The organism is Streptomyces sp. NPDC015661 (assembly GCF_043077765.1).
GTDB lineage: Bacteria > Actinomycetota > Actinomycetes > Streptomycetales > Streptomycetaceae > Streptomyces.
On the sequence record NZ_JBIBST010000012.1, the window covers coordinates 33,795 to 57,135 of the forward strand.

General features: G+C 69.7%; 20 protein-coding genes. 10 read left to right on the forward strand and 10 right to left on the reverse strand.

What is annotated here, in order from left to right:
- Nucleotides 1–46: 46 nt before the first annotated feature.
- Nucleotides 47–1,489: a CCA tRNA nucleotidyltransferase gene (locus ACF07V_RS29630; RefSeq protein WP_392158751.1), complete on the reverse strand. Its 1,443-nt coding sequence runs from the start codon at nt 1,487–1,489 to the stop codon at nt 47–49.
- Between the two features lie 164 nt (nt 1,490–1,653).
- Here ACF07V_RS29630 and ACF07V_RS29635 point away from each other — a divergent pair, with 164 nt between their 5' ends.
- From ACF07V_RS29635 to trxA, 7 genes are all read left to right on the forward strand, one after another.
- Nucleotides 1,654–4,032 (forward strand): DUF6049 family protein, encoded by a 2,379-nt coding sequence (locus tag ACF07V_RS29635; RefSeq protein ID WP_392158752.1) that lies wholly within the window; start codon nt 1,654–1,656, stop codon nt 4,030–4,032.
- 45 nt (nt 4,033–4,077) lie between these two features.
- On the forward strand, nt 4,078–6,300 hold the full coding sequence (murJ, locus tag ACF07V_RS29640; RefSeq protein ID WP_392158753.1) for a murein biosynthesis integral membrane protein MurJ: 2,223 nt from the start codon (nt 4,078–4,080) through the stop codon (nt 6,298–6,300).
- A 118-nt stretch (nt 6,301–6,418) separates the two neighbouring features.
- Nucleotides 6,419–8,143, forward strand: a complete 1,725-nt coding sequence (locus tag ACF07V_RS29645) for a protein kinase family protein (protein WP_392158754.1) — start codon at nt 6,419–6,421, stop codon at nt 8,141–8,143.
- Nucleotides 8,144–8,250: 107 nt separating this feature from the next.
- The gene (gene sigM, locus ACF07V_RS29650) at nt 8,251–8,961 is read left to right on the forward strand and encodes an RNA polymerase sigma factor SigM (protein ID WP_392158755.1); all 711 of its coding nucleotides are present in this window, start codon (nt 8,251–8,253) and stop codon (nt 8,959–8,961) included.
- A complete protein-coding gene (locus ACF07V_RS29655) occupies nt 8,958–9,893 on the forward strand; it encodes a zf-HC2 domain-containing protein (RefSeq protein WP_392158756.1) in 936 nt (311 codons plus the stop codon). The genes sigM and ACF07V_RS29655 overlap by 4 nt, the downstream gene beginning before the upstream one ends.
- Nucleotides 9,894–10,032: 139 nt before the next feature.
- Nucleotides 10,033–10,998 carry a thioredoxin-disulfide reductase gene (trxB, locus tag ACF07V_RS29660; protein WP_392158757.1) on the forward strand — a complete coding sequence of 322 codons (966 nt, stop codon included), beginning with the start codon at nt 10,033–10,035 and terminating at the stop codon, nt 10,996–10,998.
- Nucleotides 10,999–11,043: 45 nt separating this feature from the next.
- Nucleotides 11,044–11,382, forward strand: a complete 339-nt coding sequence (trxA, locus tag ACF07V_RS29665; protein WP_392158758.1) for a thioredoxin — start codon at nt 11,044–11,046, stop codon at nt 11,380–11,382.
- Between the two features lie 68 nt (nt 11,383–11,450).
- Here trxA and ACF07V_RS29670 read toward each other — a convergent pair whose 3' ends face one another.
- The 9 genes from ACF07V_RS29670 to rpmH all read right to left on the reverse strand — a co-directional run bounded on the left by ACF07V_RS29670 (nt 11,451) and on the right by rpmH (nt 18,131).
- On the reverse strand, nt 11,451–12,068 hold the full coding sequence (locus tag ACF07V_RS29670) for a GNAT family N-acetyltransferase (RefSeq protein ID WP_392158936.1): 618 nt from the start codon (nt 12,066–12,068) through the stop codon (nt 11,451–11,453).
- Nucleotides 12,069–12,229: 161 nt separating this feature from the next.
- A complete protein-coding gene (locus tag ACF07V_RS29675) occupies nt 12,230–13,270 on the reverse strand; it encodes a ParB/RepB/Spo0J family partition protein (RefSeq protein ID WP_392158759.1) in 1,041 nt (346 codons plus the stop codon).
- Complete coding sequence (locus tag ACF07V_RS29680) at nt 13,267–14,343, reverse strand: ParA family protein (protein ID WP_392158760.1); 1,077 nt, start codon at nt 14,341–14,343, stop codon at nt 13,267–13,269. Before ACF07V_RS29680 ends, ACF07V_RS29675 begins: the two co-directional genes overlap by 4 nt.
- 236 nt (nt 14,344–14,579) lie before the next feature.
- On the reverse strand, nt 14,580–15,296 hold the full coding sequence (gene rsmG / locus ACF07V_RS29685) for a 16S rRNA (guanine(527)-N(7))-methyltransferase RsmG (protein ID WP_392158761.1): 717 nt from the start codon (nt 15,294–15,296) through the stop codon (nt 14,580–14,582).
- Between the two features lie 118 nt (nt 15,297–15,414).
- Nucleotides 15,415–15,927, reverse strand: coding sequence for a R3H domain-containing nucleic acid-binding protein (locus tag ACF07V_RS29690; protein ID WP_030685783.1), 513 nt, complete (start codon nt 15,925–15,927; stop codon nt 15,415–15,417).
- Nucleotides 15,928–15,957: 30 nt separating this feature from the next.
- Entirely contained in the window at nt 15,958–17,274 is a 1,317-nt protein-coding gene (yidC, locus tag ACF07V_RS29695; protein WP_392158762.1) for a membrane protein insertase YidC, read from the reverse strand.
- Between the two features lie 3 nt (nt 17,275–17,277).
- Entirely contained in the window at nt 17,278–17,604 is a 327-nt protein-coding gene (gene yidD / locus ACF07V_RS29700) for a membrane protein insertion efficiency factor YidD (RefSeq protein WP_369145306.1), read from the reverse strand.
- Entirely contained in the window at nt 17,601–17,972 is a 372-nt protein-coding gene (rnpA, locus tag ACF07V_RS29705; protein ID WP_392158763.1) for a ribonuclease P protein component, read from the reverse strand. The genes yidD and rnpA overlap by 4 nt, the downstream gene beginning before the upstream one ends.
- Nucleotides 17,973–17,993: 21 nt before the next feature.
- A complete protein-coding gene (gene rpmH, locus ACF07V_RS29710; RefSeq protein ID WP_007265229.1) occupies nt 17,994–18,131 on the reverse strand; it encodes a 50S ribosomal protein L34 in 138 nt (45 codons plus the stop codon).
- A gap of 397 nt (nt 18,132–18,528) precedes the next feature.
- Between rpmH and dnaA the strand changes: the two genes are divergently transcribed.
- From dnaA to gnd, 3 genes are all read left to right on the forward strand, one after another.
- Nucleotides 18,529–20,304, forward strand: coding sequence for a chromosomal replication initiator protein DnaA (gene dnaA, locus ACF07V_RS29715; protein ID WP_392158764.1), 1,776 nt, complete (start codon nt 18,529–18,531; stop codon nt 20,302–20,304).
- An 828-nt stretch (nt 20,305–21,132) separates the two neighbouring features.
- A complete protein-coding gene (gene dnaN / locus ACF07V_RS29720) occupies nt 21,133–22,263 on the forward strand; it encodes a DNA polymerase III subunit beta (protein WP_086826572.1) in 1,131 nt (376 codons plus the stop codon).
- 143 nt (nt 22,264–22,406) lie between these two features.
- Nucleotides 22,407–23,285, forward strand: coding sequence for a phosphogluconate dehydrogenase (NAD(+)-dependent, decarboxylating) (gene gnd, locus ACF07V_RS29725; protein ID WP_026058396.1), 879 nt, complete (start codon nt 22,407–22,409; stop codon nt 23,283–23,285).
- Nucleotides 23,286–23,341 lie beyond the last annotated feature (56 nt).

Genomic DNA, 23,341 nt, shown 5'->3' on the forward strand with positions numbered 1-23,341 from the left:
CCGACGTTTCACGTGAAACATCGGACCGTCCGGGCGCCGGCTCGACTCAGTCGCGCGCTGCCCACCACTCCTTGAGCGCGGCAACGGCCTGGTCGTGCTCCATCGGTCCGTTCTCCAGCCGGAGCTCCAGCAGGAACTTGTACGCCTGACCGATGGCCGGCCCCGGTCCGATGCCCAGGATCTCCTGGATCTGGTTGCCGTCGAGGTCCGGACGGATCGCGTCCAGCTCCTCCTGCTCCTGGAGCTGGGCGATGCGGGTCTCAAGACCGTCGTAGGTCCGGGAGAGCGCCGCCGCCTTGCGCTTGTTCCGCGTGGTGCAGTCCGAGCGGGTCAGCTTGTGCAGCCGCGAGAGCAGCGGCCCGCCGTCCCGGACGTAGCGCCGGACGGCCGAGTCGGTCCACTCGCCGTCCCCGTAGCCGTGGAAGCGCAGGTGCAGCTCCACGAGGCGCGAGACGTCCTTGATCATCTCGTTGGAGTACTTGAGCGCGGTCATGCGCTTCTTCGTCATCTTCGCGCCGACCACCTCGTGGTGGTGGAAGGAGACCCGGCCGTCCTTCTCGAAGCGGCGGGTGCGCGGCTTGCCGATGTCATGCAGCAGGGCGGCGAGACGCAGGACCAGGTCGGGCCCGTCCTCCTCCAGGTCGATCGCCTGGTCGAGCACGGTCAGCGAGTGCTCGTAGACGTCCTTGTGCCGGTGGTGCTCATCGCTCTCCAGACGCAGCGCAGGCAGCTCGGGCAGCACGTGGTCGGCGAGGCCCGTGTCCACGAGGAGCCCGAGGCCCTTCCGGGGGTGCGCCGAGAGCAGCAGCTTGTTGAGCTCCTCACGGACACGCTCGGCGGAGACGATCTCGATCCGGCCGGACATCTCCTTCATGGCCGTGACGACCTCGGGGGCGACCTCGAAGTCCAGCTGTGCGGCGAACCGCGCGGCCCGCATCATGCGCAGCGGGTCGTCGGAGAAGGACTCCTCCGGCGTACCCGGGGTGCGCAGGACCCGGGCGGACAGGTCCTCAAGACCGCCGTACGGGTCGATGAACTCCTTCTCGGGGAGTGCCACGGCCATGGCGTTGACGGTGAAGTCACGCCGGACGAGGTCCTCGTCGATGGAGTCGCCGTAGGAGACCTCGGGCTTCCGGGAGGTCCGGTCGTACGCCTCCGAGCGGTACGTGGTGACCTCGATCAGGTAGCCGTCCTTCTGGGAACCGACGGTCCCGAAGGCGATGCCGACCTCCCACACGGCGTCGGCCCACGGACGGACGATCTTCAGTACGTCCTCGGGGCGGGCGTCGGTGGTGAAGTCCAGGTCGTTGCCGAGCCGGCCGAGCAACGCGTCCCGCACCGAGCCGCCGACCAGCGCGAGGCTGAACCCGGCCTCCTGGAAACGGCGGGCGAGGTCGTCGGCGACAGGGGACACACGGAGTAGTTCACTGACCGCGCGGCGTTGCACCTGGCTCAGTGCAGTCGGGGTGTCTTCGTTGGCGTTCGGCACAACAGAAAAGGGTACGTGCCCGGGCTCACCGCAACGTTCCCGTTTTCGGCTGGAGCAGTCCCCGGCACTTGCCCCCGGCGTGCCTCGTTACCATGCCTGGACACAGCAACCGGGAACCACCGACACCACTGGCATCACAGACAACGACGAGGACGGGCGAACGCGTGGCCGAGGCGGCAGACATCCAGGGAACCGGTCCCTCACCTGCCCGCCGATGGCTGCGGCGCACGATCACCGTCGCCTTCGGGGCACCCCTTCTCGCCGGCCTGCTCCAGGCCCCCCTCGTCGCCTCCCCGGCGGCCGCCGCCACGGATGCCACCGGCTCCAGGACGGTCGATGTGTCACTCGACACGCTGGCCCCGAGCGCGCCCGTCGAGGGGGACACCGTCACCGTGACGGGCACGGTGACCAACCGGGGCAAGAAGACCGTCACCGACGCGACCGTGAACCTGCGCGTCGGACCGAGGATGACGAGCCGGAGCGAGATCGAGCAGGTGACGGGGCGCACCGGTTTCCGGGACGACAGCGACCCCGCGCCTCTCGAGGACGCCCCGACCGTCAAGATTCCCCGGCTCGGCGCCGGCCTCAGCGCGGACTTCTCGCTCTCCGTCCCCGTCTCCGAGCTGGGGCTCGACGAGGACGGGGTCTACCAGCTGGGCGTCTCGCTCACCGGGCAGACCTCGGACAAGCAGTACGACCGGGTGCTCGGCATCGAGCGGACCTTCCTGCCGTACCAGCCCGAGGCAACCGAGAAGAAGACCCAGCTCACCTACCTGTGGCCGCTCATCGCCTCGGCGCACGTCTCGGCGCAGACGGCCACGGACGACCAGCAGACCCCGGTCTTCGAGGACGACGCGCTGGCGGCCGAGCTGCAGCCGGGCGGGCGCCTGGACCAGATGGTCTCCCTGGGCAAGGACCTCCCGGTCACCTGGGTGGTCGACCCGGACCTGCTGGCCTCCGTCGACGCCATGGCGAACGGCTACCGCGTCAAGGACGGCGAGCTGGACGTCCCCGGCAAGCACCAGGCACTCGCCGAGCAGTGGCTGGACGCCCTGGAGAAGGCCGTCCAGGGGCACAAGGTCGTCGCCCTTCCCTTCGCCGACCCCGACCTGGCCTCGCTGGCCCATCGGGGCAAGGACGTGCCCGGCTCCCTCGGCCACCTCCAGTCGGCGACCGCCCTCGCGGGCATGACGGTCGAGACCGTCCTCCACGTTCAGGCGTCCACCGACTTCGCCTGGCCCGTCGACGGCGCCGTCGACCCTTCGATCGTCGCGGTCGCGACCTCGGCCGGTGCCGACAAGGTGATCGCCCGCAGCGACAGCGTCCACGACGACCTCTCCTACACGCCCACGGCGGCCCGCCCGCTCGGCAACGGCAGCACCACGGCCGTGGTGAGCGACGCGCTCCTGTCCACCGCCTTCGAAGGCGACATGGTCCGCTCGGAGAACTCCACGCTCGCGGTCCAGGAGTTCCTCGCCCAGTCGCTCGCGGTCACCCTGGAGCAGCCGGAGGACCAGCGCAGCATCGTCGTCGCCCCGCAGCGGATGCCGACGTCCGCGCAGGCCCAGTCCATGGCGACCGCCCTGGCGGGCCTCTCCGGCCGGCGCTGGACCGAGCCGACCGACCTCCTCGCGGCCGCGGCGGCCAAGCCGGACCCGGACGCCTCCACCGCGGTGCCGCGCAGCTCCCGCTACCCGAAGAAGCTGCGCGACCGTGAGCTCCCCGTGCAGGCCTTCCGCGACATGAAGACCACTCGGGACGAGCTGGACGACTTCAAGGTCATCCTGACCCAGCCGGAACGCGTCGTGACGCCCTTCGGCAACGCGATCAACCGCGAGATGTCGACCTCCTGGCGCGGTGAGGCCCGGGACGCCGCGATCTACCGGAACAACGTCCTGGACTATCTGCAGACCCTCACCAAGGGCGTCCAGCTGGTCGACAAGTCGGACCTGACGCTCTCCGGCCGCAGCGCGACGATCCCCGTGACCGTCCAGAACAAGCTGCTCCAGGGCGTGGACAACCTGAAGCTGCGTCTCACCTCCGGCAACAAGAACCGGCTGGAGCTGAACGGCGAGAGGTTCGCCGAGCTGCCGGTGAAGGTCGGAGGCGGCCACAGCCAGTCGGTGAAGTTCACCGCCTCGGCCAACGTCAACGGCCAGGTGCCGATGACGGCCCAGCTGTACACCGAAGACGGCACCCCGTACGGGCAGCCGATGAACTTCACGGTGCGGGTCTCCGAGATCACTCCCACGGTGATGCTCGTGATCGCCGGCGGTGTCCTCCTCCTCGTGCTCGCCGGCGTGCGCATGTACAGCCAGCGCAAGCGGGTGGCAGCCCGGAACGCCGAGGCCGAAGCGGCCGAGGCGGCCGAGACCACCGAGGACGACCCCGCCGAGGACGACGCCACGTCGGAGACCGTCGAGGACGCGCCCGGCAACGGGGAGTCCGACGCGGACGAACCCGTGCAGCCGAGTGACCCGACACCGGACACCGGGTCCGAAAGCGGCGACCCGTCGGGCCCGAGTGAGAAAGTGGACCGTTGAGCGATGTCGTGGCCGGTCGGCCGGGGACGATGAGGTGGGGTAACCATGAACGCGCCGTACGACGGTGACCGCGGCCAGGGTGCGGGCGGCCCGGCGCCGTCCGCTGGGACGCCCGCGGCGTCTCCTGGTGCCGGCCACCCACCGGTGCCGCCCCCGCAGCAGGGCGCCCCTGGCGCGCAGGGACAGGACCCCTACGCGCAGAACCCGTACGCCCAGGATCCCTACGTCCAGGACGCCTTCGCCCACGACCCTTACAGGGCCCAGGACCTGTCCGCGCAGGACCCGGTGACCGAGGCGCTCTACGACCGCGCCGCGCACCCGCCGCCCCCGCCCGGCACCTACCAGGACCCCCACGCGCTCTACCAGCAGCCGGCCGCGCCGCAGCACGCCCCCGATCCCCGGGTGTGGGCCCAGACCCCGGCGCCCGAGCCGGACGGTCCCTCGCGGCATCTGCCGTACGGGGACGACGCGCGCACCGTCCAGTTCACCGGGGTCGACGACCTGGTGACCCGGGCGAGCGAGGAGACGCCCGAACCGGACGCGTTCGCGCACCTCTACCGGGACCAGCAGGCGCCCGGCCAGGTGCCGCCGCCCGCCCCGGAGCCGGACCCGCTGCCCGCGCCCGCCCCCAAGAAGTCCGGCCGTGCCTCCGGGCTGCTGAAGTCGAGTGCCGTGATGGCGGCCGGCACGCTGGTCTCCCGGCTGACGGGCTTCGTCCGCAGCCTGGTGATCACCGGCGCGCTCGGCGCGGCCCTGCTCGGTGACACCTTCACCATCGCCTACACCCTGCCGACGATGATCTACATCCTCACCGTCGGCGGTGGCCTCAACTCGGTCTTCGTCCCGCAGCTCGTCCGCTCCATGAAGAACGACGAGGACGGCGGCGAGGCCTACGCCAACCGGCTGCTCACGCTGGTCATGGTGGCGCTCGGCCTCATCGTGGCGCTGGCCGTCTTCGCGGCGCCGCTCCTGATCCGGCTGATGTCGAACACCATCGCCGACGACGCGGCGGCCAACAGCGTGGCCGTGACGTTCGCCCGCTACTGCCTGCCCACGATCTTCTTCATGGGCGTGCACGTGGTGATGGGTCAGATCCTCAACGCCCGCGGCAAGTTCGGCGCGATGATGTGGACCCCGGTCCTCAACAACATCGTCATGATCGTCACCTTCGGCCTGTTCATCTGGGTGTACGGCACCTCCGCCGAGTCCCACATGGGCGTGCAGACCATTCCCGACGAGGGCATCCGACTGCTCGGCATCGGCACCCTGCTGGGCCTCGTCGTCCAGGCCCTGGCGATGATCCCGTACCTGCGCGAGACGGGCTTCCGCTTCCGCCCCCGCTTCGACTGGAAGGGCCACGGGCTCGGCAAGACGGTCAAGCTGGCCAAGTGGACGGTCCTCTTCGTCCTCGCCAACCAGGCGGGCGTCCTGGTCGTCACCCAGCTCGCCACCGCCGCCGGTGAGGAGTCCGGGAAGAACGGTGCCGGCTTCCTCGCCTACTCCAACGCCCAGCTGATCTGGGGCATGCCGCAGGCCATCATCACGGTCTCCGTCATGGCCGCGCTGCTGCCGCGGATCTCCCGCGCCGCCCACGACGACGACCCCGGTGCCGTCCGCGACGACATCTCCCAGGGCCTGCGGAACTCGGCCGTCGCGATCGTCCCGGTCTCCTTCGCCTTCCTGGCGCTCGGCGTCCCGATGTGCACCCTGCTCTACGCCTCCAGCGGCGTCGAAGCGGCCCAGGGCATGGGCTTCATCCTGATGGCCTTCGGCCTCGGCCTGATCCCCTACTCCGTCCAGTACGTCGTGCTCCGCGGCTTCTACGCCTACGAGGACACCCGAACGCCCTTCTACAACACGGTGATCGTCGCCGCCGTCAACGCGGCCGCCTCGGCGCTCTGCTACGTCGTCCTGCCCGCCCAGTGGGCCGTGGTCGGCATGGCCGCCTCGTACGGCCTCGCCTACGCCGTCGGCGTCGGCATCGCGTGGCGCCGGCTCCGCAAGCGCCTGGGCGGCGACCTGGACGGCACCCACGTCATGCGGACCTACGCGCGGCTCTGCATGGCCTCCGTGCCCGCGGCGATCGTCGCCGGTGCCGTCGGTTTCGGCCTGCTGAAGCTGCTCGGCGAGGGCGCCCTGGGCTCGCTCGCCGCCCTCGTGGTCGGCGGGGTGGTGCTCCTCGGCGTCTTCTTCGTCGCCGCGAAGCGCATGCGGATCGCGGAACTGAACACCCTGGTCGGCATGGTCCGCGGGCGTCTGGGACGCTGAACCCGGCGGTCCCGCACAACCATCGGCGGGAACCGCGTGTCGTGCATAGCGTCCGACTGTGGGCACAATTGGCTTGGCTGTTGGATGTGGCGCAACGGATGGGGAGGCAGGAACGACGGTGGCGGAACGTAGCACGGCTGCCGTCGACGTGGCCGACAACAGCGGTGACGACCCGCTGACCGCCAAGGCGGACACGGCCGCGACCGACGGGGTGGCGGAAGAGCAGAAGACGGCGGAGAAATCCGCCGAGGCCACGGAGAGCAAGGCGGTCGAACGACAGAGCGGCGAACAGCCCTCCATCACGGCACCCGAACTGCACAGCGGCCACAAACTGGCCAGACGCTACCGGCTGGAGGAGTGCGTCACCCGTCTGGACGGCTTCAGCAGTTGGCGTGCCGTCGACGAGAAGCTGCGCCGCGCGGTCGGGGTCCACCTGCTGCCGGCCGACCATCCCAGGGCCCGGTCGGTGCTGGCCGCGGCCCGCTCCTCGGCCCTCCTCGGCGACCCCCGCTTCGTCCAGGTCCTCGACGCCGTCGAGGAGAACGACCTCGTGTACGTCGTGCACGAATGGCTGCCGGACTCCACCGAGCTGACCGCGCTGCTCGCGGCCGGCCCTCTGGAGCCCCACGACGCGTACCAGCTCGTCAGCCAGGTCTCCCAGGCCATGGCCGCCGCCCACCGGGAGGGCCTCGCGCACCTCCGGCTCACGCCGAGCGCCGTCCTGCGCAGCTCCACCGGTCAGTACCGGATCCGCGGCCTGGCCGTGAACGCCGCGCTGCGCGGCATCACCGCCGAGCGTCCGCAGCGCAGCGACACCGAGGCCATCGGCGCCCTGCTGTACGCCGCGCTGACCCAGCGCTGGCCGTACGACAGCGACGCCTACGGGCTCTCCGGGCTTCCCAAGGGCGTCGGGCTGCTGCCGCCGGACCAGGTCCGCGCCGGTGTCCACCGGGGCCTCTCCGAGATCGCCATGCGCGCCCTCGCGAACGACGGGGCCACCGCCTCGCGTCAGGAGCCGCCCTGCACCACTCCGGACGAGCTGGCGAAGGCCGTCGCGGCGATGCCCCGCGTCAGGCCGCCGGAGCCGGAGTTCACCGCCCCGCCCGAGTACCAGCACACGACGTACCAGCAGGGCACCTACGGACGCCCCCAGCCGCGTCCCGCGGTCGCCCAGACGGTCGTCGTCCCGCCGCCCCCGCTGCAGAGCCGCACCGGCAAGGCGCTCAAGTGGGCCGTCTCGGCCCTCCTGATCGCCGCCCTGGGCCTCGGCAGCTGGCAGATCGCGGACCGGCTCCTCGCCCCGGAGGGCAAGGACGAGCCGAAGAACGTGCAGCCGACGCTCGACGACGAGAAGCCCGCACCTCCGAAGCCGCTCGCCATCGAGGGGGCCGAGGAGTACGCCCCCGACGGCAGGCCGCAGGACACCAGCGGGGTCCCCAACACCTACGACAGCGACAGCTCCACGTACTGGCGCACGAAGACGTTCACGGACGGCCCTGTCCTCGCTCCCTACAAGCAGGGCGTCGGCATCGTCTACGACCTCGGCAGCGAGCAGAACGTGACCTCGGCCTCCATAGCGCTCCGCTACGGCGGCCCGCAGACCGCGATCACCCTGTACGCGGCGGACTCGCTGACCCCTTCGGGTTCCGTGGACTCGATGAAGCGGATCGCCACGGTCGAGACCTCGGACTCGACGGCGAAGCCGGAGACGAAGACACCAGTCAAGACGCGCTACGTGCTCCTCTGGATGACCTCCGCGCCGTATGCCGGCGGTGACCAGTACTTCGGAGCCGGCTACAAGCAGGCCATCACGAACGTGTCCTTCCAGGGGTCCGCCCCTTAGTCACCACCCGCACCATCGATGAGCGCCGAGCCCAGCTCGGCGCTCATTTACTTCCGGGCACGGACCGGATTGAATGCCTGCACGGCTGCCGATCGAGGAGGGGAACCGTGGCGCCTCCGGCTGACGACCCCCGGACGGCGACGGACGAGGAACTCCTCGCCCGCCATGTCGCCGGGGACCCCGACGCCTTCGGTGAGCTGGTGCGGCGGCACCGGGATCGGCTGTGGGCGGTGGCCCTGCGGACCCTGGGGGACCGCGAGGAGGCCGCTGACGCCGTCCAGGACGCCCTGATCTCCGCCTTCCGGGCCGCCGCCACCTTCCGCGGCCAGTCGGCCGTCACGACCTGGCTCCACCGCATCACGGTGAACGCCTGCATCGACCGTGCCCGCAAGGCCGCCTCCCGCAAGACCTCGTCGGTGGACGACACCGACCGGTTCGAGCAGCTCCTCGAACCCCACGAGTCCGCCGAGGCTCCCGCCGAGCGACAGGACCTTCACCGGGAGCTGCTGGCCGCGCTCGCCACCCTGCCCTCGGACCAGCGGGCCGCCCTCGTCCTGGTCGACATGCAGGGATACCCGGTCGCGGAGGCAGCCCGTATCCTCGGCGTCCCCACCGGGACCGTGAAGAGCCGCTGCGCGCGCGGGCGGGCACGGCTCCTGCCGATGGTCACTCATCTGCGCGCCGACACCGTGGGTAACGAGGCCACCGAAGGGGGAAGGAACCGGACGCCGGGGACATCCGTCCCACCGGTGCCGGGGCCGACGGATACCGGACCGACAGATCCAGCTGCTGTGAAGGGCGGAGGTGGGCGCACGTGACTTCCACGGCCGGCAAGGCCGACACCACGCAGCACCCGGACGTCTCGGAGATCTCCGATCTGACCGAGGGGCTGCTCTCACCGACCCGTTCGGCAGCCGTACGACGGCACCTGGACGGCTGTCCCCTCTGTGCCGACGTCCGGTCCTCCCTGGAGGAGATCCGGGGTCTGCTCGGCACCCTGCCCGGGCCGCCCCGCATGCCCGCCGAAATCGCCGGACGCATCGACGCCGCCCTGGCCGCCGAAGCCCTCCTCAACGCCACCTCCCCGGAGAGCGACACCCCTGTTTCACGTGAAACATCGCGCTCCTCCGCCGAGACCGCGGCTCCCTCCCCGTCCTCCCCGGCCGTGGACCGTCCCGCCGGACGCCCTCGGGCGGGCACCGGCCCGGGCCGCCCCGGCACGCCCCGCCGTCGCCGGACGGTACTGTTCGCCACGATCGGCGCCGCCTTCGGAGCCGTGGTGCTCGGTACGAGCCTCTACCTCAGCCAGGCGGACAGGCCCATCACCGCTGGTTCGGCCGACGCCCAGAAGGCCGACCCGCTCGCGAGCGCGCCCCTCAGTCCCTTCTCCGGCGCACCCGTCGAGGACCGCGTCCACGCCCTCCTCGCCGGGAACCGCACGCCCAAGACCCCCCAGGGGGTGGGTCCCGAATCCATGTCCGCGGATGCCGGCAGCGACACCGCCCAGCGCAACGCGGCCACCGCCGTTCCCGGCTGTGTCCTTGCCGGCACCGGCCGCACCGACGGGGTGCTCGGCCAGGAGCGCGGCGAGTACCAGGGGAAACCGGCCTATCTGCTCGTCCTGACGGATCCGGCGGACAGCACACGAGTCCAGGCTTATGTGCTCGACGCCTCCTGCGCCGAGCGGCCCACGGAGAGCGGAAGCCCGGCCGCCGACGTCCTGCTGAGCCAGACGTACCCCCGCTCCTGATCTCTCTTCCGGCCCGGCCACGGTGCCGCGCGGCGGTCTCGGGAATGCACGCCCCTTAGGATCCGTTGGGTGGGGTGAGAGCGACCGAGACAACCGCCCCCGTAGGCAGTGGCAGTCTGCAGAGACGAGGAAGAAACCCGTGAGCGACGTCCGTAACGTGATCATCATCGGCTCCGGGCCCGCGGGTTACACCGCTGCGCTCTACACGGCCCGAGCGTCGCTGAAGCCTCTGGTCTTCGAAGGTGCCGTCACCGCCGGTGGCGCCCTGATGAACACGACCGAGGTCGAGAACTTCCCCGGTTTCCGTGACGGAATCATGGGCCCGGACCTGATGGACAACATGCGGGCCCAGGCCGAGCGCTTCGGCGCCGAGCTGATCCCGGACGATGTCGTCGCCGTCGACCTGACCGGTGACATCAAGACCGTCACCGACACCGCCGGCACCGTGCACCGCGCCAAGGCCGTGATCGTCACCACCGGCTCCCAGCACCGCAAGCTCGGCCTCCCCAACGAGGACGCGCTCTCCGGCCGCGGTGTCTCCTGGTGCGCCACCTGTGACGGGTTCTTCTTCAAGGACCAGGACATCGCCGTCGTCGGCGGCGGCGACACCGCGATCGAGGAGGCCACCTTCCTCTCGCGCTTCGCCAAGTCCGTCACGATCGTCCACCGCCGCGACACCCTGCGTGCCTCCAAGGCCATGCAGGAGCGCGCCTTCGCCGACCCGAAGATCTCCTTCGCCTGGGACAGCGAGGTCACCGAGATCCACGGCGAGCAGAAGCTCAGCGGTCTGACCCTGCGCGACACGAAGACCGGTGAGACCCGCCAGCTCCCCGTCACCGGCCTCTTCATCGCCGTCGGCCACGACCCGCGGACCGAGCTCTTCAAGGGCCAGCTGGACCTCGACGAGGAGGGCTACCTCAAGGTCGCCGCCCCGTCGACGCGCACGAACCTCACGGGTGTCTTCGCCGCCGGCGACGTCGTCGACCACACCTACCGCCAGGCCATCACGGCCGCCGGCACCGGCTGCTCCTCCGCACTCGACGCCGAGCGCTTCCTGGCCGCTCTCGCCGACAGCGAGAAGCTGGCCGAGACCCCCGCGGTCTGACCCCGTCTCTCCCCACCCCACACCCCGCGAAATAAGGAGGCCGCCGTGGCCGGCGCCCTGAAGAACGTGACCGACGCAGACTTCGACGAGGTCGTCCTCAAGAGCGACAAGCCCGTCCTGGTGGACTTCTGGGCTGCCTGGTGCGGCCCGTGCCGTCAGATCGCCCCGTCGCTCGAGGCCATCGCCGCCGAGCACGGCGAGATCGAGGTCGTGAAGCTCAACATCGACGAGAACCCGGCCACGGCTGCCAAGTACGGCGTCATGTCTATCCCGACGCTCAACGTCTACCAGGGCGGCGAGGTCGCGAAGACCATCGTCGGCGCCAAGCCGAAGGCCGCCATCCTGCGCGACCTGGCGGACTTCGTCGAGCCCACCAAGGCCTGACACCCGCCGCATGTTTCACGTGAAACGGCCCGCCCCCAGTGGGGGCGGGCCGTTCTCGTTCTCCGACACTAGAGAGGCCGCAGGGCAGGCTCCTTCTGCACGGCGCCGAGCAGACGGTCCAGAGCCATCTCGACGTCCTCCTTCCAGGAGAGCGTCGTCCTCAGCTCCAGCCGCAGCCGGGGGAAGGCATGGTGCGGGCGCACGGTCTTGAAGCCCACCGCCAGAAGATGGTCGGCCGGGAGCACACAGGCAGGCTCCTTCCACCGGGCGTCCCCGAACGCCTCGATCGCCTTGAAGCCCCGCCTCATCACGTCCTTGGCCACGGTCTGCACCACCACACGGCCCAGTCCCTGTCCCTGATACCCCGGCATGATCCAGGCCGTCATCAGCTGGACGGCGTCCGCCGCCACGGGGCTCGTCGGGAAGGCCGTCGAGCGCGGCACATAGGCCGGGGGAGCGTAGAGGACGTAACCGACCGGTACCTCGTCGACGTAGACCACCCGGCCACAGGAGCCCCACTCCAGGAGAACGGCCGAGATCCAGGCCTCCTTCTCCAGCTCCGGGCGACCCGCCTTCACCGCCGCCTCACCACTGACCGGGTCGAGCTCCCAGAAAACACAGGAGCGACACCGCTTGGGGAGATCCGGAAGGTTGTCCAGCGTGAGCGGTACGAGCCGACGCCCCACGGCAGCCCCTCGCTTCCTCGCCATCGAGCACGGATACGCCTCTCGGAATCGTATCGATCGGGCGATCGGGGCGATACCGCTCACAGGCAAAGGGCGGGCCGCGTTCCGGTGAAGACCGGAGCACGGCCCGCCCTGGGCGTCCTCGCCGAGCGGAAAAGGGGTCAGCCCTCTGTGCCCTGCTCGGTGTTCTTGTGGTCCATGACCCGTCCCTCGCCGGGAGCCAGGGTCGAGAGGATCCGGTCCAGATCGTCCATCGAAGCGAACTCGACGACGATCTTGCCCTTCTTCTGCCCCAGGTCGACCTTCACCCGGGTCTCGAAGCGGTCGGAGAGACGGGTGGCGAGGTCCGTGAGCGCGGGCGAGACACGGCCACCGGCACGCGGGCCCTTCGGCTTGACCGCGGACGCGGGCTCCTCGGAGCCCATGAGACTCACGATCTCCTCGACGCTGCGCACCGAGAGGCCCTCGGAGACGATCCGATACGCCAGCTTGTCCTGGGCGTCCGGGTCCTCGACACCGAGCAGCGCCCGCGCGTGGCCCGCGGAGAGCACTCCGGCGGCGACCCGGCGCTGCACCGGCAGCGAGAGCCGCAGCAGACGCAGCGTGTTGGAGATCTGCGGACGGGAGCGTCCGATCCGCTCCGCGAGCTGGTCATGGGTGCAGCCGAAGTCCTTGAGCAGCTGCTCGTAGGCGTGGGCCTCTTCGATCGCATTCAGCTGGGCCCGGTGAAGGTTCTCCAGGAGCGCGTCCAGGAGCATCTTCTCGTCGTCGGTGTCCCGGACGATCGCCGGGATCCGCTCAAGACCCGCCGTCGTCGACGCCCGCAGACGACGCTCACCCATGACGAGCTCGTAGCGGTCGGCCTCGATCTTGCGCACGACCACGGGCTGGAGCAGGCCGACCTCCTTGATGGAGGTGACGAGCTCCGCCAGCGCGTCCTCGTCGAAGATCTCACGCGGCTGATGCCGGTTGGGGACGATGGCGTCGATCGGAAGCTCGGTGAAGTAGGCACCGGCCGGGGGCTCCGGCAGGGCCGCCGGCTCCGGCTCGTTCCACATCGGAGTCGACTCCGGGGCCTGCGCGCTCTGCGGCAGCGTCGCCAGCTTGGCGGCGGCCACCCCTCGTTCCACCTGCCGTTCCTGGGGAGCAGCGGGGATCAGCGCTCCGAGCCCACGCCCCAATCCCCTACGTCGCTCGCTCACTGGATCCCCTCCGACATGCTGTGCTGGTTGTTCTGGTGCCCTACATGGGCGTGCTGCGGGTCGTACTGCACGGCGACCCCCCGCAGGGCGATCTCACGGGCCGCTTCGAGATACGACAGGGCGCCGCTGGAGCCCGGGTCGTAGGTGAGGACCGTCTGCCCGTAGCTCGGCGCCTCCGAGATACGGACGGACCTCGGAATGCTGGTCCGCAGCACCTCCTCGGCGAAGTGGCTGCGCACCTCGTCGGCGACCTGGGAGGCGAGCCTCGTCCTGCCGTCGTACATGGTGAGCAGAATCGTGGAGACGTGGAGCGCCGGGTTGAGGTGCCCCCGGACCAGGTCGACGTTCCGCAGGAGCTGTCCGAGCCCCTCCAGCGCGTAGTACTCGCACTGGATCGGGATCAGTACCTCCGCGCCGGCCACCATGGCGTTGACCGTGAGGAGGCCGAGCGAGGGCGGGCAGTCGATCAGGATGTAGTCCAGCGGCTGCTCATAGGCCTGGATCGCCCGCTGCAGGCGGCTCTCACGGGCCACCAGCGACACCAGCTCGATCTCGGCGCCGGCCAGGTCGATGGTGGCGGGGGCGCAGAAGAGGCCCTCGACGTCCATGACCGGCTGCACCACGTCCGAGAGCGGCTTGCTGTCCACCAGAACGTCGTAGATCGAGGGGACCTCGGCGTGGTGGTCGATGCCCAGCGCCGTCGAAGCATTGCCCTGCGGGTCCAGGTCGATGACCAGGACCCGGGCGCCGTGCAGCGCCAGGGACGCGGCAAGGTTGACCGTCGTGGTCGTCTTGCCCACGCCGCCCTTCTGATTGGCGACGACCATCACGCGAGTCTCAGCCGGGCGGGGAAGACCCTCACCGGCACGACCCAGCGCCTCTACTGCCAGCTGGGCAGCACGACCGATGGGGGTGTCGTCCATGGGGGGCGGTGTTTCACGTGAAACATCCTCCCCCACCGATTCGGTTCGGGGACCGGGGACCGGATCGGTCATCGGTCCCGCGATGTTGGCGTCGGACCGCAAGGATTCACTCTCCTCGGCTTCAGGCTCGCGATGAGGAGAGCCTGCCATGCTTTCGGGGTCGTGAACCAGCGAGGTCGGTGGTTCTGTGGGTGAATCCACCTCTGTGGACAACTCCGTAACCCTCGCGGGTGGCTTCACGCGGGGTCTACGGTCCCGGGGCGTGGCAGCCGCGCGACCGCGGCTGATGATCCCCTGCAGCAGTGAGCGACGTTTCACGTGAAACACCATGCCCCTGCCGCCCGGCCGGGACCGTTCGACACTCCGAAATGGTACGTATGCGACGCTCAGCGGCGCCGACGGGTCTTGCTGGTCCGGGCGGCCTTGGCCCGCTTGGCCGCGAACCGCACACCACCGGGGCTCTCGCCGACCTCCACCCGGACGACCGTGGACAGCGGATCGACGATGCCCTCGCCCACCTGAACGACCGAGGTCTCCACCACACCGAGCCGGGAGAGCGCGGCGCGAGCACCGTCGATCTCCTCCTGCGCGGTGTCGCCCTTGAGCGCCAGCATCTCGCCGTACGGGCGCAGCAGGGGAACGCCCCAGCCGGCCAGCCGGTCGAGCGGGGCCACCGCGCGGGCGGTCACCACGTGCACCGGCGTGATCTTGCCGAGCATCTCCTCCGCCCGCCCCCGGACCACGGTCACATGGTCGAGGCCGAGCAGCTCCACGACCTCCTGGAGGAAGTTCGTCCTGCGCAGGAGCGGCTCCAGGAGCGTGATCTTCAGGTCGGGCCGGACCAGAGCCAGGGGGATACCGGGGAGACCGGCGCCCGAGCCCACATCGCAGACGGTGACGCCCTCGGGGACGACCTCCGACAGCACGGCGCAGTTCAGCAGGTGGCGCTCCCAGAGACGCGGGACCTCGCGCGGGCCGATCAGACCGCGCTTCACACCCGCGTCCGCGAGCAGCTCCGCGTACCGCACGGCCTCCGGGAAGTACTCACCGAAGACTGTCCGCGCCTGCTCCGGCGCCTCGGGGAGCTCCGCTGCCTCCGTCACGGGAACCGTCCTTCCGTACCGCACGACTCGCGTGCGAGCGCACTGTGGTGGCTGACTATCAAGGCTGACAAAGATCGGCCCCGCCTGCGAACAGACGGGGCCGACACTACGTGAGGGTTCAGGCCGGGAGCACAACGACGAAGCGCTGCGGCTCCTCGCCCTCGGACTCACTGCGCAGACCGGCGGCGGCGATCGCGTCGTGCACGACCTTGCGCTCGAACGGCGTCATCGGGTCCAGCTTGACCGGCTGGCCCGTGGACTTCACCTCGGCCGCGGCCTTGGCGCCCAGCTCGGCGAGCTCGGCACGCTTCTTGGCCCGGAAGCCGGCGATGTCGAGCATCAGTCGGCTGCGGTCACCGGTCTCGCGGTGCACGGCAAGGCGGGTCAGCTCCTGGAGAGCCTCCAGGACCTCGCCGTCGCGGCCCACGAGCTTCTGCAGGTCGCGGCTGCTGGAGTCGCTGATGATCGAGACCGCGGCCCGGTCCGCCTCGACGTCCATGTCGATGTCGCCGTCGAGGTCGGCGATGTCGAGCAGGCCCTCGAGGTAGTCGGCCGCGATCTCACCCTCCTGCTCCAGGCGGGTCAGGGTGTCGCCACCCTCGGCGGCGGCGGAGGTGGTGCCTTCCGTCACGGATGGACTCCTTCTTGCTTCTGGGAGGGCTTACTTCTTGGAGGACGGGTGCTTGGGCCGCTGCTGGCCCTTGCGCTGACCCTGGCCGGACTTGCCCTGACGGGAGCCTCCGGAGTTGGCGCGGCTCGGACGCTGGGGCTTGTCGGCCTGCGTCTCGTCCTTGGCCTCGCTCGTGGCCGGAGCCTGGGGCTTCTTCTCCAGCGAGGTGGTCGCCTCGTCGGCGGCCGGAGCGGAGACGTCCTCGGTGTCCTTCGCCGTGGCGTGCGGGGCGGCGGAGGCCTGGCGCTGGGCCTTGGTCTGGCGCTTGGGCTGCTGGCGCCTGGCGGCAGCACCGCCCTCGGCCTCGGCCACGAGGGTGTCGCCCTTGATCACGGTGCCGTCGGCCTGGGCGGCGAAGCCGGCCTTGGAGAGGCCCGTGAAGAAGCGGCGCTCGTTCTCGTTGCGGTCGCCGCCCTTGGCCACGACCACCTTGACGATGTTCTTGCGGCGACGGCCGCGGACCTCACCGTGCTGCGTGATGCTCTTCAGCAGGCGCTGGAGGTAGGCGTCCTGGGCCTTGCTTCCCGGCGTCGGGTTCTGGTTGATCACGTACATCTGCTGGCCCATGGTCCACACGTTGGTGGTCAGCCAGTAGACGAGGACACCGACGGGGAAGTTGATGCCCATGCCGGCGAAGATCAGCGGGAAGATGTACATGAGCATCTTCTGCTGCTGCATGTACGGGGTCTTCACCGAGAGGTCGACGTTCTTCATCATCAGCTGGCGCTGGGTGAAGAACTGCGAGGCCGACATCATGATGATCATGATCGCCGTCACGACGCGCACATCGGTGATCGAGGCACCGAGGGCCTGGGCCTCCGCGGCGCTGTCCGTGAACTTGGCGGCCAGCGGGGCGCCGAAGATATGGGCCTGACGGGCGCTCTCGAGCAGCGACTGGTTGATGACGCCGATGGTCTCGCCGTTGGCGATGGCCGAGAGCACGTGGTACAGGGCGAAGAAGAACGGCGACTGCGCCAGGATGGGAAGGCACGAGGAGAGCGGGTTGGTACCCGTCTCCTTGTACAGCTTCATCATCTCTTCGGACTGACGCTGCTTGTCGCTCTTGTAGCGCTCCTGGATCGCCTTCATCTTCGGCTGGAGCGCCTGCATGTTCCGCGTCGACTTGATCTGCTTCACGAAGAGCGGGATCAGGCAGATACGGATCAGCACCACCAGGGACACGATGGAGAGACCCCAGGCCCAGCCGGTGTCAGGGCCGAAGATCGCCCCGTACATCTTGTGGAACTGGACGATGACCCAGGAAACGGGCCAGGTGATGAAGCTGAACAGACTGGCAATCGTGTCCACTAATCAGGCTCCTTGAGCATTGGGCGAGGTCTCGGCGGCCGGGCTCGTCTCGGCGGTGGGTCCGCCCTTGTCGCCGCGCAGCGCGTTCCGCAGCATCTCGTGCCAGCGGGGGCGCTTGCGCGGGGGGACGTGATCCACACCGCCGGGCGACCACGGGTTGCACCGCAGGATCCGCCAGGCGGTCAGGGCCGTGCCCTTGATCGCGCCATGCCGGTCGATGGCCGTGAATCCGTAGTGGGAACACGACGGGTAGTACCGGCAGACGGGGCCCAGAAGAGGGCTGATCGTCCACTGGTACAGCTTGATGAGAGCCAGCAGCGGGTACTTCATCGCGCGCCCCCTCCCAGCAGCCGCTGGAGAGCGGCGTCCAGGTCTCGGGCCAGCTGTGCGTGATCGGCGTCGCCGGCTCCGGGCAACGCCCGTACGACCACCAGGCTACCGGGGGGCAGCTCGGAGAGACGGTCGCGGACGAGATGGCGCAGGCGTCGCTTCACCTGGTTGCGTACGACCGCACCGCCCACGGCCTTGCTCACGACGAAACCCGCACGCGTCGGGGAAGCGCTCTCCCCAGGCGCGTGCGGGTCCGTTGCACCGCTGCGTAGGTGGACGACGAGGAGCGGGCGACCGGCCCGGCGACCTCGGCGTACCGCGGTTGCGAAGTCCTCGCGCCGCCTCAGCCGATTCTCGGTAGGCAGCACGTCATGACCTGTTTAAGTGGATCAGGCGGACAGCGCCGAGCGACCCTTGGAACGGCGGTTCGCAAGGATGGCGCGACCGGCACGCGTGCGCATGCGCAGGCGGAAGCCGTGGGTCTTCGCGCGACGACGGTTGTTCGGCTGGAAGGTGCGCTTGCTCACTCGGGGGCTCCAGAAATGATTCGTAGATGGCGGGACATCGCCTGGCTGTCACCGTGCGCCCACGAGTAGCTCGCAATACGCCCGAGTGCACCGCTACACGATCACTGACCGTGATCTTTGCCCATCGGAGGCAGGCGGCAGCAGCCATCGACAACTCGACCTGGTTACGGTACGCGCGGCTACGCCATCCGGTCAAACCGACCTGTCGCCACCCCCCATTGTGCACAGGCTGTGGACAACAACTTGAACCACGTCATCCGGCCCGACTACCGTGGACGGTCTCCACAATCTTTTTCCGTTCTGTCCTCACCTGTCCCGGGCGGACCCGTCCTCACGGACTTCGCCCCACTGTCCCCGAGAACCACACCATCGTGGGACCTGCGAGAAAGCGTGCCCTGTGGCTGACGTACCTGCCGATCTTGCCGCAGTGTGGCCACGCGTCCTCGAGCAGCTCCTCGCGGAGGGCCAGCAGGGAATCGAGCCCAAGGACAAGCAGTGGATCGAGCGCTGCCAGCCGCTCGCCCTGGTCGCGGACACGGCGCTGCTCGCCGTACCCAACGAGTGGGGCAAGCGGGTCCTCGAAGGCCGGCTCGCCCCGCTGATCAGCGAGACCCTCAGCCGTGAGTGCGGCCGGCCGATCCGGATCGCGATCACCGTCGACGACTCCGTCGGCGAGCCGACGCCGCCGGCGCCCCCGGTGCAGCAGCAGCCCCGCTACGACGAGCGCGCGCAGCCCGAGCCGTACGAGAAGTACGAGGGGTACGGCCACCGGCCGATGCCCGACGACGGGCTGCCCACCGCTCGCCCCGCCTATCCGGACTACCCGCAGCCGCAGCGGCCCGACCCCGGTGCCTGGCCGCGCACCCAGGAGGACCTCTCCTGGCAGCAGCCGCGGCTCGGCGGCTACCAGGAGCGCGCCCCGTACACCGGTCCGGAGCAGTCCCGGGGGACCCGCTACGACGAGCCGGCCCGCGGCTACGAGCCGCCGCGGCCCGAGCGCGCCGAGCTACCCGATCCGCAGAACCACGGTCCGCGTCCCGGCCCCCGGCCCGGCGGTCCGGTCCCCGGCCCCGGCGGTGTGCCGGGCGGCGGTCCCGGCTCCTCTTCCTCCGGACAGGGCGCCGGCGCTCCGGGGGAGCAGCACGCCCGGCTGAACCCCAAGTACCTCTTCGACACCTTCGTCATCGGTTCCTCGAACCGGTTCGCGCACGCGGCCGCGGTCGCGGTGGCCGAGGCGCCGGCGAAGGCGTACAACCCGCTCTTCATCTACGGGGAGTCGGGTCTGGGCAAGACCCACCTGCTGCACGCGATCGGACACTACGCGCGGAGCCTCTACCCGGGCACGCGCGTGCGGTACGTGAGCTCCGAGGAGTTCACCAACGAGTTCATCAACTCGATCCGCGACGGCAAGGGCGACGCCTTCCGCAAGCGCTACCGCGATGTGGACATCCTGCTCGTCGACGACATCCAGTTCCTGGCGAGCAAGGAGTCGACGCAGGAGGAGTTCTTCCACACCTTCAACACCCTGCACAACGCGAACAAGCAGATCGTGCTCTCCTCCGACCGGCCGCCCAAGCAGCTGGTCACCCTGGAGGACCGGCTCCGCAACCGCTTCGAGTGGGGCCTCACGACCGATGTGCAGCCGCCGGAGCTGGAGACGCGCATCGCGATCCTCCGCAAGAAGGCGGTGCAGGAGCAGCTCAACGCCCCGCCGGAGGTGCTGGAGTTCATCGCCTCGCGGATCTCGCGGAACATCCGTGAGCTGGAGGGCGCGCTGATCCGGGTGACGGCCTTCGCGAGCCTCAACCGGCAGCCGGTGGACCTCGGGCTGACCGAGATCGTCCTCAAGGACCTGATCCCCGGGGGCGAGGACAGCTCTCCGGAGATCACCGCTCCCGCGATCATGGCGGCCACCGCCGACTACTTCGGTCTGACGGTGGAGGACCTCTGTGGATCCTCGCGCAGCCGCGTCCTGGTGACGGCCCGGCAGATCGCCATGTACCTGTGCCGTGAGCTCACGGACCTGTCGCTGCCGAAGATCGGCGCGCAGTTCGGCGGCCGCGACCACACGACGGTGATGCACGCGGACCGGAAGATCCGTGCCCTGATGGCGGAGCGGCGCTCCATCTACAACCAGGTCACCGAGCTCACCAACCGCATCAAGAACGGCTGACGCGGCCCTCCACGACCCCTCCAGAAGCTCCGCAAGGGCGCTCCGGGACACCTCCCGGGGCGCCCTTCGTCGTTCCCGCGGTGCTCCGCCCGTCCCCAACTTCCCCTGCCCTGTTCGATTACTCCGTTCCGGTGGCGGGTTCTCCACAGATTGGGGGATGATCTCCCGTCCACAGGGTGGGGACTGTTGAGTTATCCGGATTGTGTCCACAGGCCGGCCTGGTGACAGATCATCACCGCAGGTCAGGCCCTTGTGGAATTGTTGGCAAACGATCTCCACAGGCTGTGGATGAATCTTTCGTCCACAGGGGGCCCCGAGGGTTGTCCACTGGCTACCCACAGGGGGCGGTCGGTTGCCCACAGCTTCTCCACACCGCTGTCCACTGTTCGGCAACGAAACGCCCCCGCTCACTGGCCCGAGTGAAAGCGGTCACACCAAGGGAGACGTTTGGGCTGTGGGGAACCTGGGGAAAGCTGGGGACAGCGCTGGGGAGAACTCCCCATGGCCTGTGTACCGGCTGTGCAGAACTTTCGGGTGTCCACAGATACCCCCGGTTGTCCACGGGCTCCACCCACAGCCTCGGTGGACAAAAAACCGGGCCTGGCCTGCGCAAACGACGTTATCCACGGTTTCCACAGGCCCTACTACTACTCCCACATAGAGTTAGCCCGGAATTCGCTTCGAAGTGGGACCTGTGCACAACTCGGCGCCGGAGCTCCGACGCGCTCTTGTCGCGACTTGACCCCGAGCAGCACCGAGTGTCGGTGGCGTACGTCAGACTGGTTCCCGCAGTCGACGAAGAGCCAGCAACAGCAGGAGGCGGTTCCGGTGAAGATCCGGGTGGAGCGCGATGTACTCGCGGAGGCGGTGGCCTGGGTGGCCCGCAGTCTCCCGGCCCGTCCGCCGGCGCCCGTGCTCGCGGGCCTTCTCCTGAAGGCCGAGGACGGCGCCCTGAGCTTCTCGAGCTTCGACTACGAGGTCTCCGCCCGGGTCTCGGTCGAGGCCGAGGTGGAGGAGGACGGCACCGTCCTCGTCTCCGGCCGGCTGCTCGCCGACATCTGCCGCGCCCTCCCCAACCGTCCCGTGGAGATCTCCACAGACGGTGTACGGGCGACCGTGGTCTGCGGCTCCTCCCGCTTCACCCTCCACACCCTGCCTGTGGAGGAGTACCCGGCACTCCCGGAGATGCCCACCGCGACCGGCACGGTCCCCGGTGAGGTCTTCGCCTCCGCCGCCGCGCAGGTGGCCATCGCCGCCGGCCGCGACGACACGCTGCCCGTCCTCACCGGTGTGCGTATCGAGATCGAGGGCGACACGGTCACCCTGGCCTCCACCGACCGCTACCGCTTCGCGGTCCGCGAGTTCCTGTGGAAGCCGGAGTCCCCGGACGCCTCCGCGGTCGCCCTGGTGCCCGCGAAGACCCTCCTGGACACCGCCAAGGCGCTCACCAGCGGCGACACGGTGACCCTGGCGCTCTCCGGCTCCGGCAAGGGCGAGGGCCTCATCGGCTTCGAGGGCGCGGGCCGCCGCACCACCACCCGTCTCCTGGAGGGCGACCTCCCGAAGTACCGGACGCTCTTCCCCACCGAGTTCAACTCGGTCGCGGTGATCGAGACCGCCCCCTTCGTGGAGGCCGTCAAGCGTGTGGCCCTGGTGGCCGAGCGCAACACCCCGGTCCGGCTGAGCTTCGAGCAGGGCGTGCTCATCCTGGAGGCCGGCTCCAGCGACGATGCACAGGCTGTGGAGCGTGTGGACGCGCAGCTGGACGGCGACGACATCTCGATCGCCTTCAACCCGACCTTCCTGCTGGAGGGCCTGAGCGCGATCGGTTCCCCCGTCGCCCAGCTCTCCTTCACGACCTCCACGAAGCCGGCGCTGCTGAGCGGCAAGCCCGCGCTCGACGCGGAGGCGGACGAGGCCTACAAGTACCTGATCATGCCGGTTCGCCTGTCCGGTTGATCCTGGTCCGGGGCTCCGGGGGTCGCTCCCCGGGAGGACGCGGCCGGGGCATCGCCTGAGCGGCCGACCCCACAGGTGTGCACCCGGGTCCGGGCGTAGGCTCGGACCCGGGTAAACCGCACACGACGCTTAAGGAATCTCTGATGGAGCTCGGTCTCGTCGGTCTCGGCAAGATGGGCGGCAACATGCGTGAGCGCATCCGCCGCGCAGGCCACACCGTCATCGGATACGACCGCAATCCGGACCTCGCCGATGTCCACAGCCTGGAAGAGCTTGTGGGCAAGCTCAAGGGTCCGCGCGTCGTGTGGGTCATGGTTCCGGCCGGTGCCGCGACCCAGTCCACCATCGACGAGCTGGCCGACCTGCTCTCCCCCGGCGACATCGTCGTGGACGGCGGCAACTCGCGCTGGACGGACGACGAGAAGCACGCCGAGGAGCTCGCCGCCAAGGGCATCGGCTTCGTCGACTGCGGTGTCTCCGGCGGTGTGTGGGGCCTGGAGAACGGCTACGCGCTGATGTACGGCGGCTCCGCCGAGGACGTCGCGCGGGTCCAGCCGATCTTCGACGCCCTCAAGCCCGAGGGCGAGTTCGGCTCGGTCCACGCCGGCAAGGTCGGCGCCGGCCACTTCGCGAAGATGGTCCACAACGGCATCGAGTACGCGATGATGCAGGCCTACGCCGAGGGCTGGGAGCTCCTGGAGAAGGTCGACTCCGTCACCGACGTGCGCGAGGTCTTCCGCTCCTGGCAGGAGGGCACGGTCATCCGTTCCTGGCTGCTCGACCTCGCGGTGAACGCGCTGGACGAGGACGAGCACCTGGACAAGCTGCGGGGCTACGCGTCGGACTCCGGCGAGGGCCGGTGGACGGTCGAGGCCGCCATCGACAACGCCGTCCCGCTCCCGGCGATCACCGCCTCGCTGTTCGCGCGGTTCGCCTCCCGTCAGGACGACTCCCCGCAGATGAAGATGATCGCCGCGCTGCGCAACCAGTTCGGCGGCCACGCGGTCGAGACGAAGAAGTAATCCACAGGCTGTGCACCCCGCGGTGCACAGCCGCCGGGGGAAGAAGGTCGGCGCCC

Coding starts and splice junctions, on each gene's coding strand:
- yidD (WP_369145306.1), bottom strand. CDS start 17,604: ATGAAGTACCCGCTGCTGGCTCTCATCAAGCTGTACCAGTGGACGATC.
- gnd (WP_026058396.1), top strand. CDS start 22,407: ATGGAGCTCGGTCTCGTCGGTCTCGGCAAGATGGGCGGCAACATGCGT.
- ACF07V_RS29680 (WP_392158760.1), bottom strand. CDS start 14,343: ATGGCAGGCTCTCCTCATCGCGAGCCTGAAGCCGAGGAGAGTGAATCC.
- murJ (WP_392158753.1), top strand. CDS start 4,078: ATGAACGCGCCGTACGACGGTGACCGCGGCCAGGGTGCGGGCGGCCCG.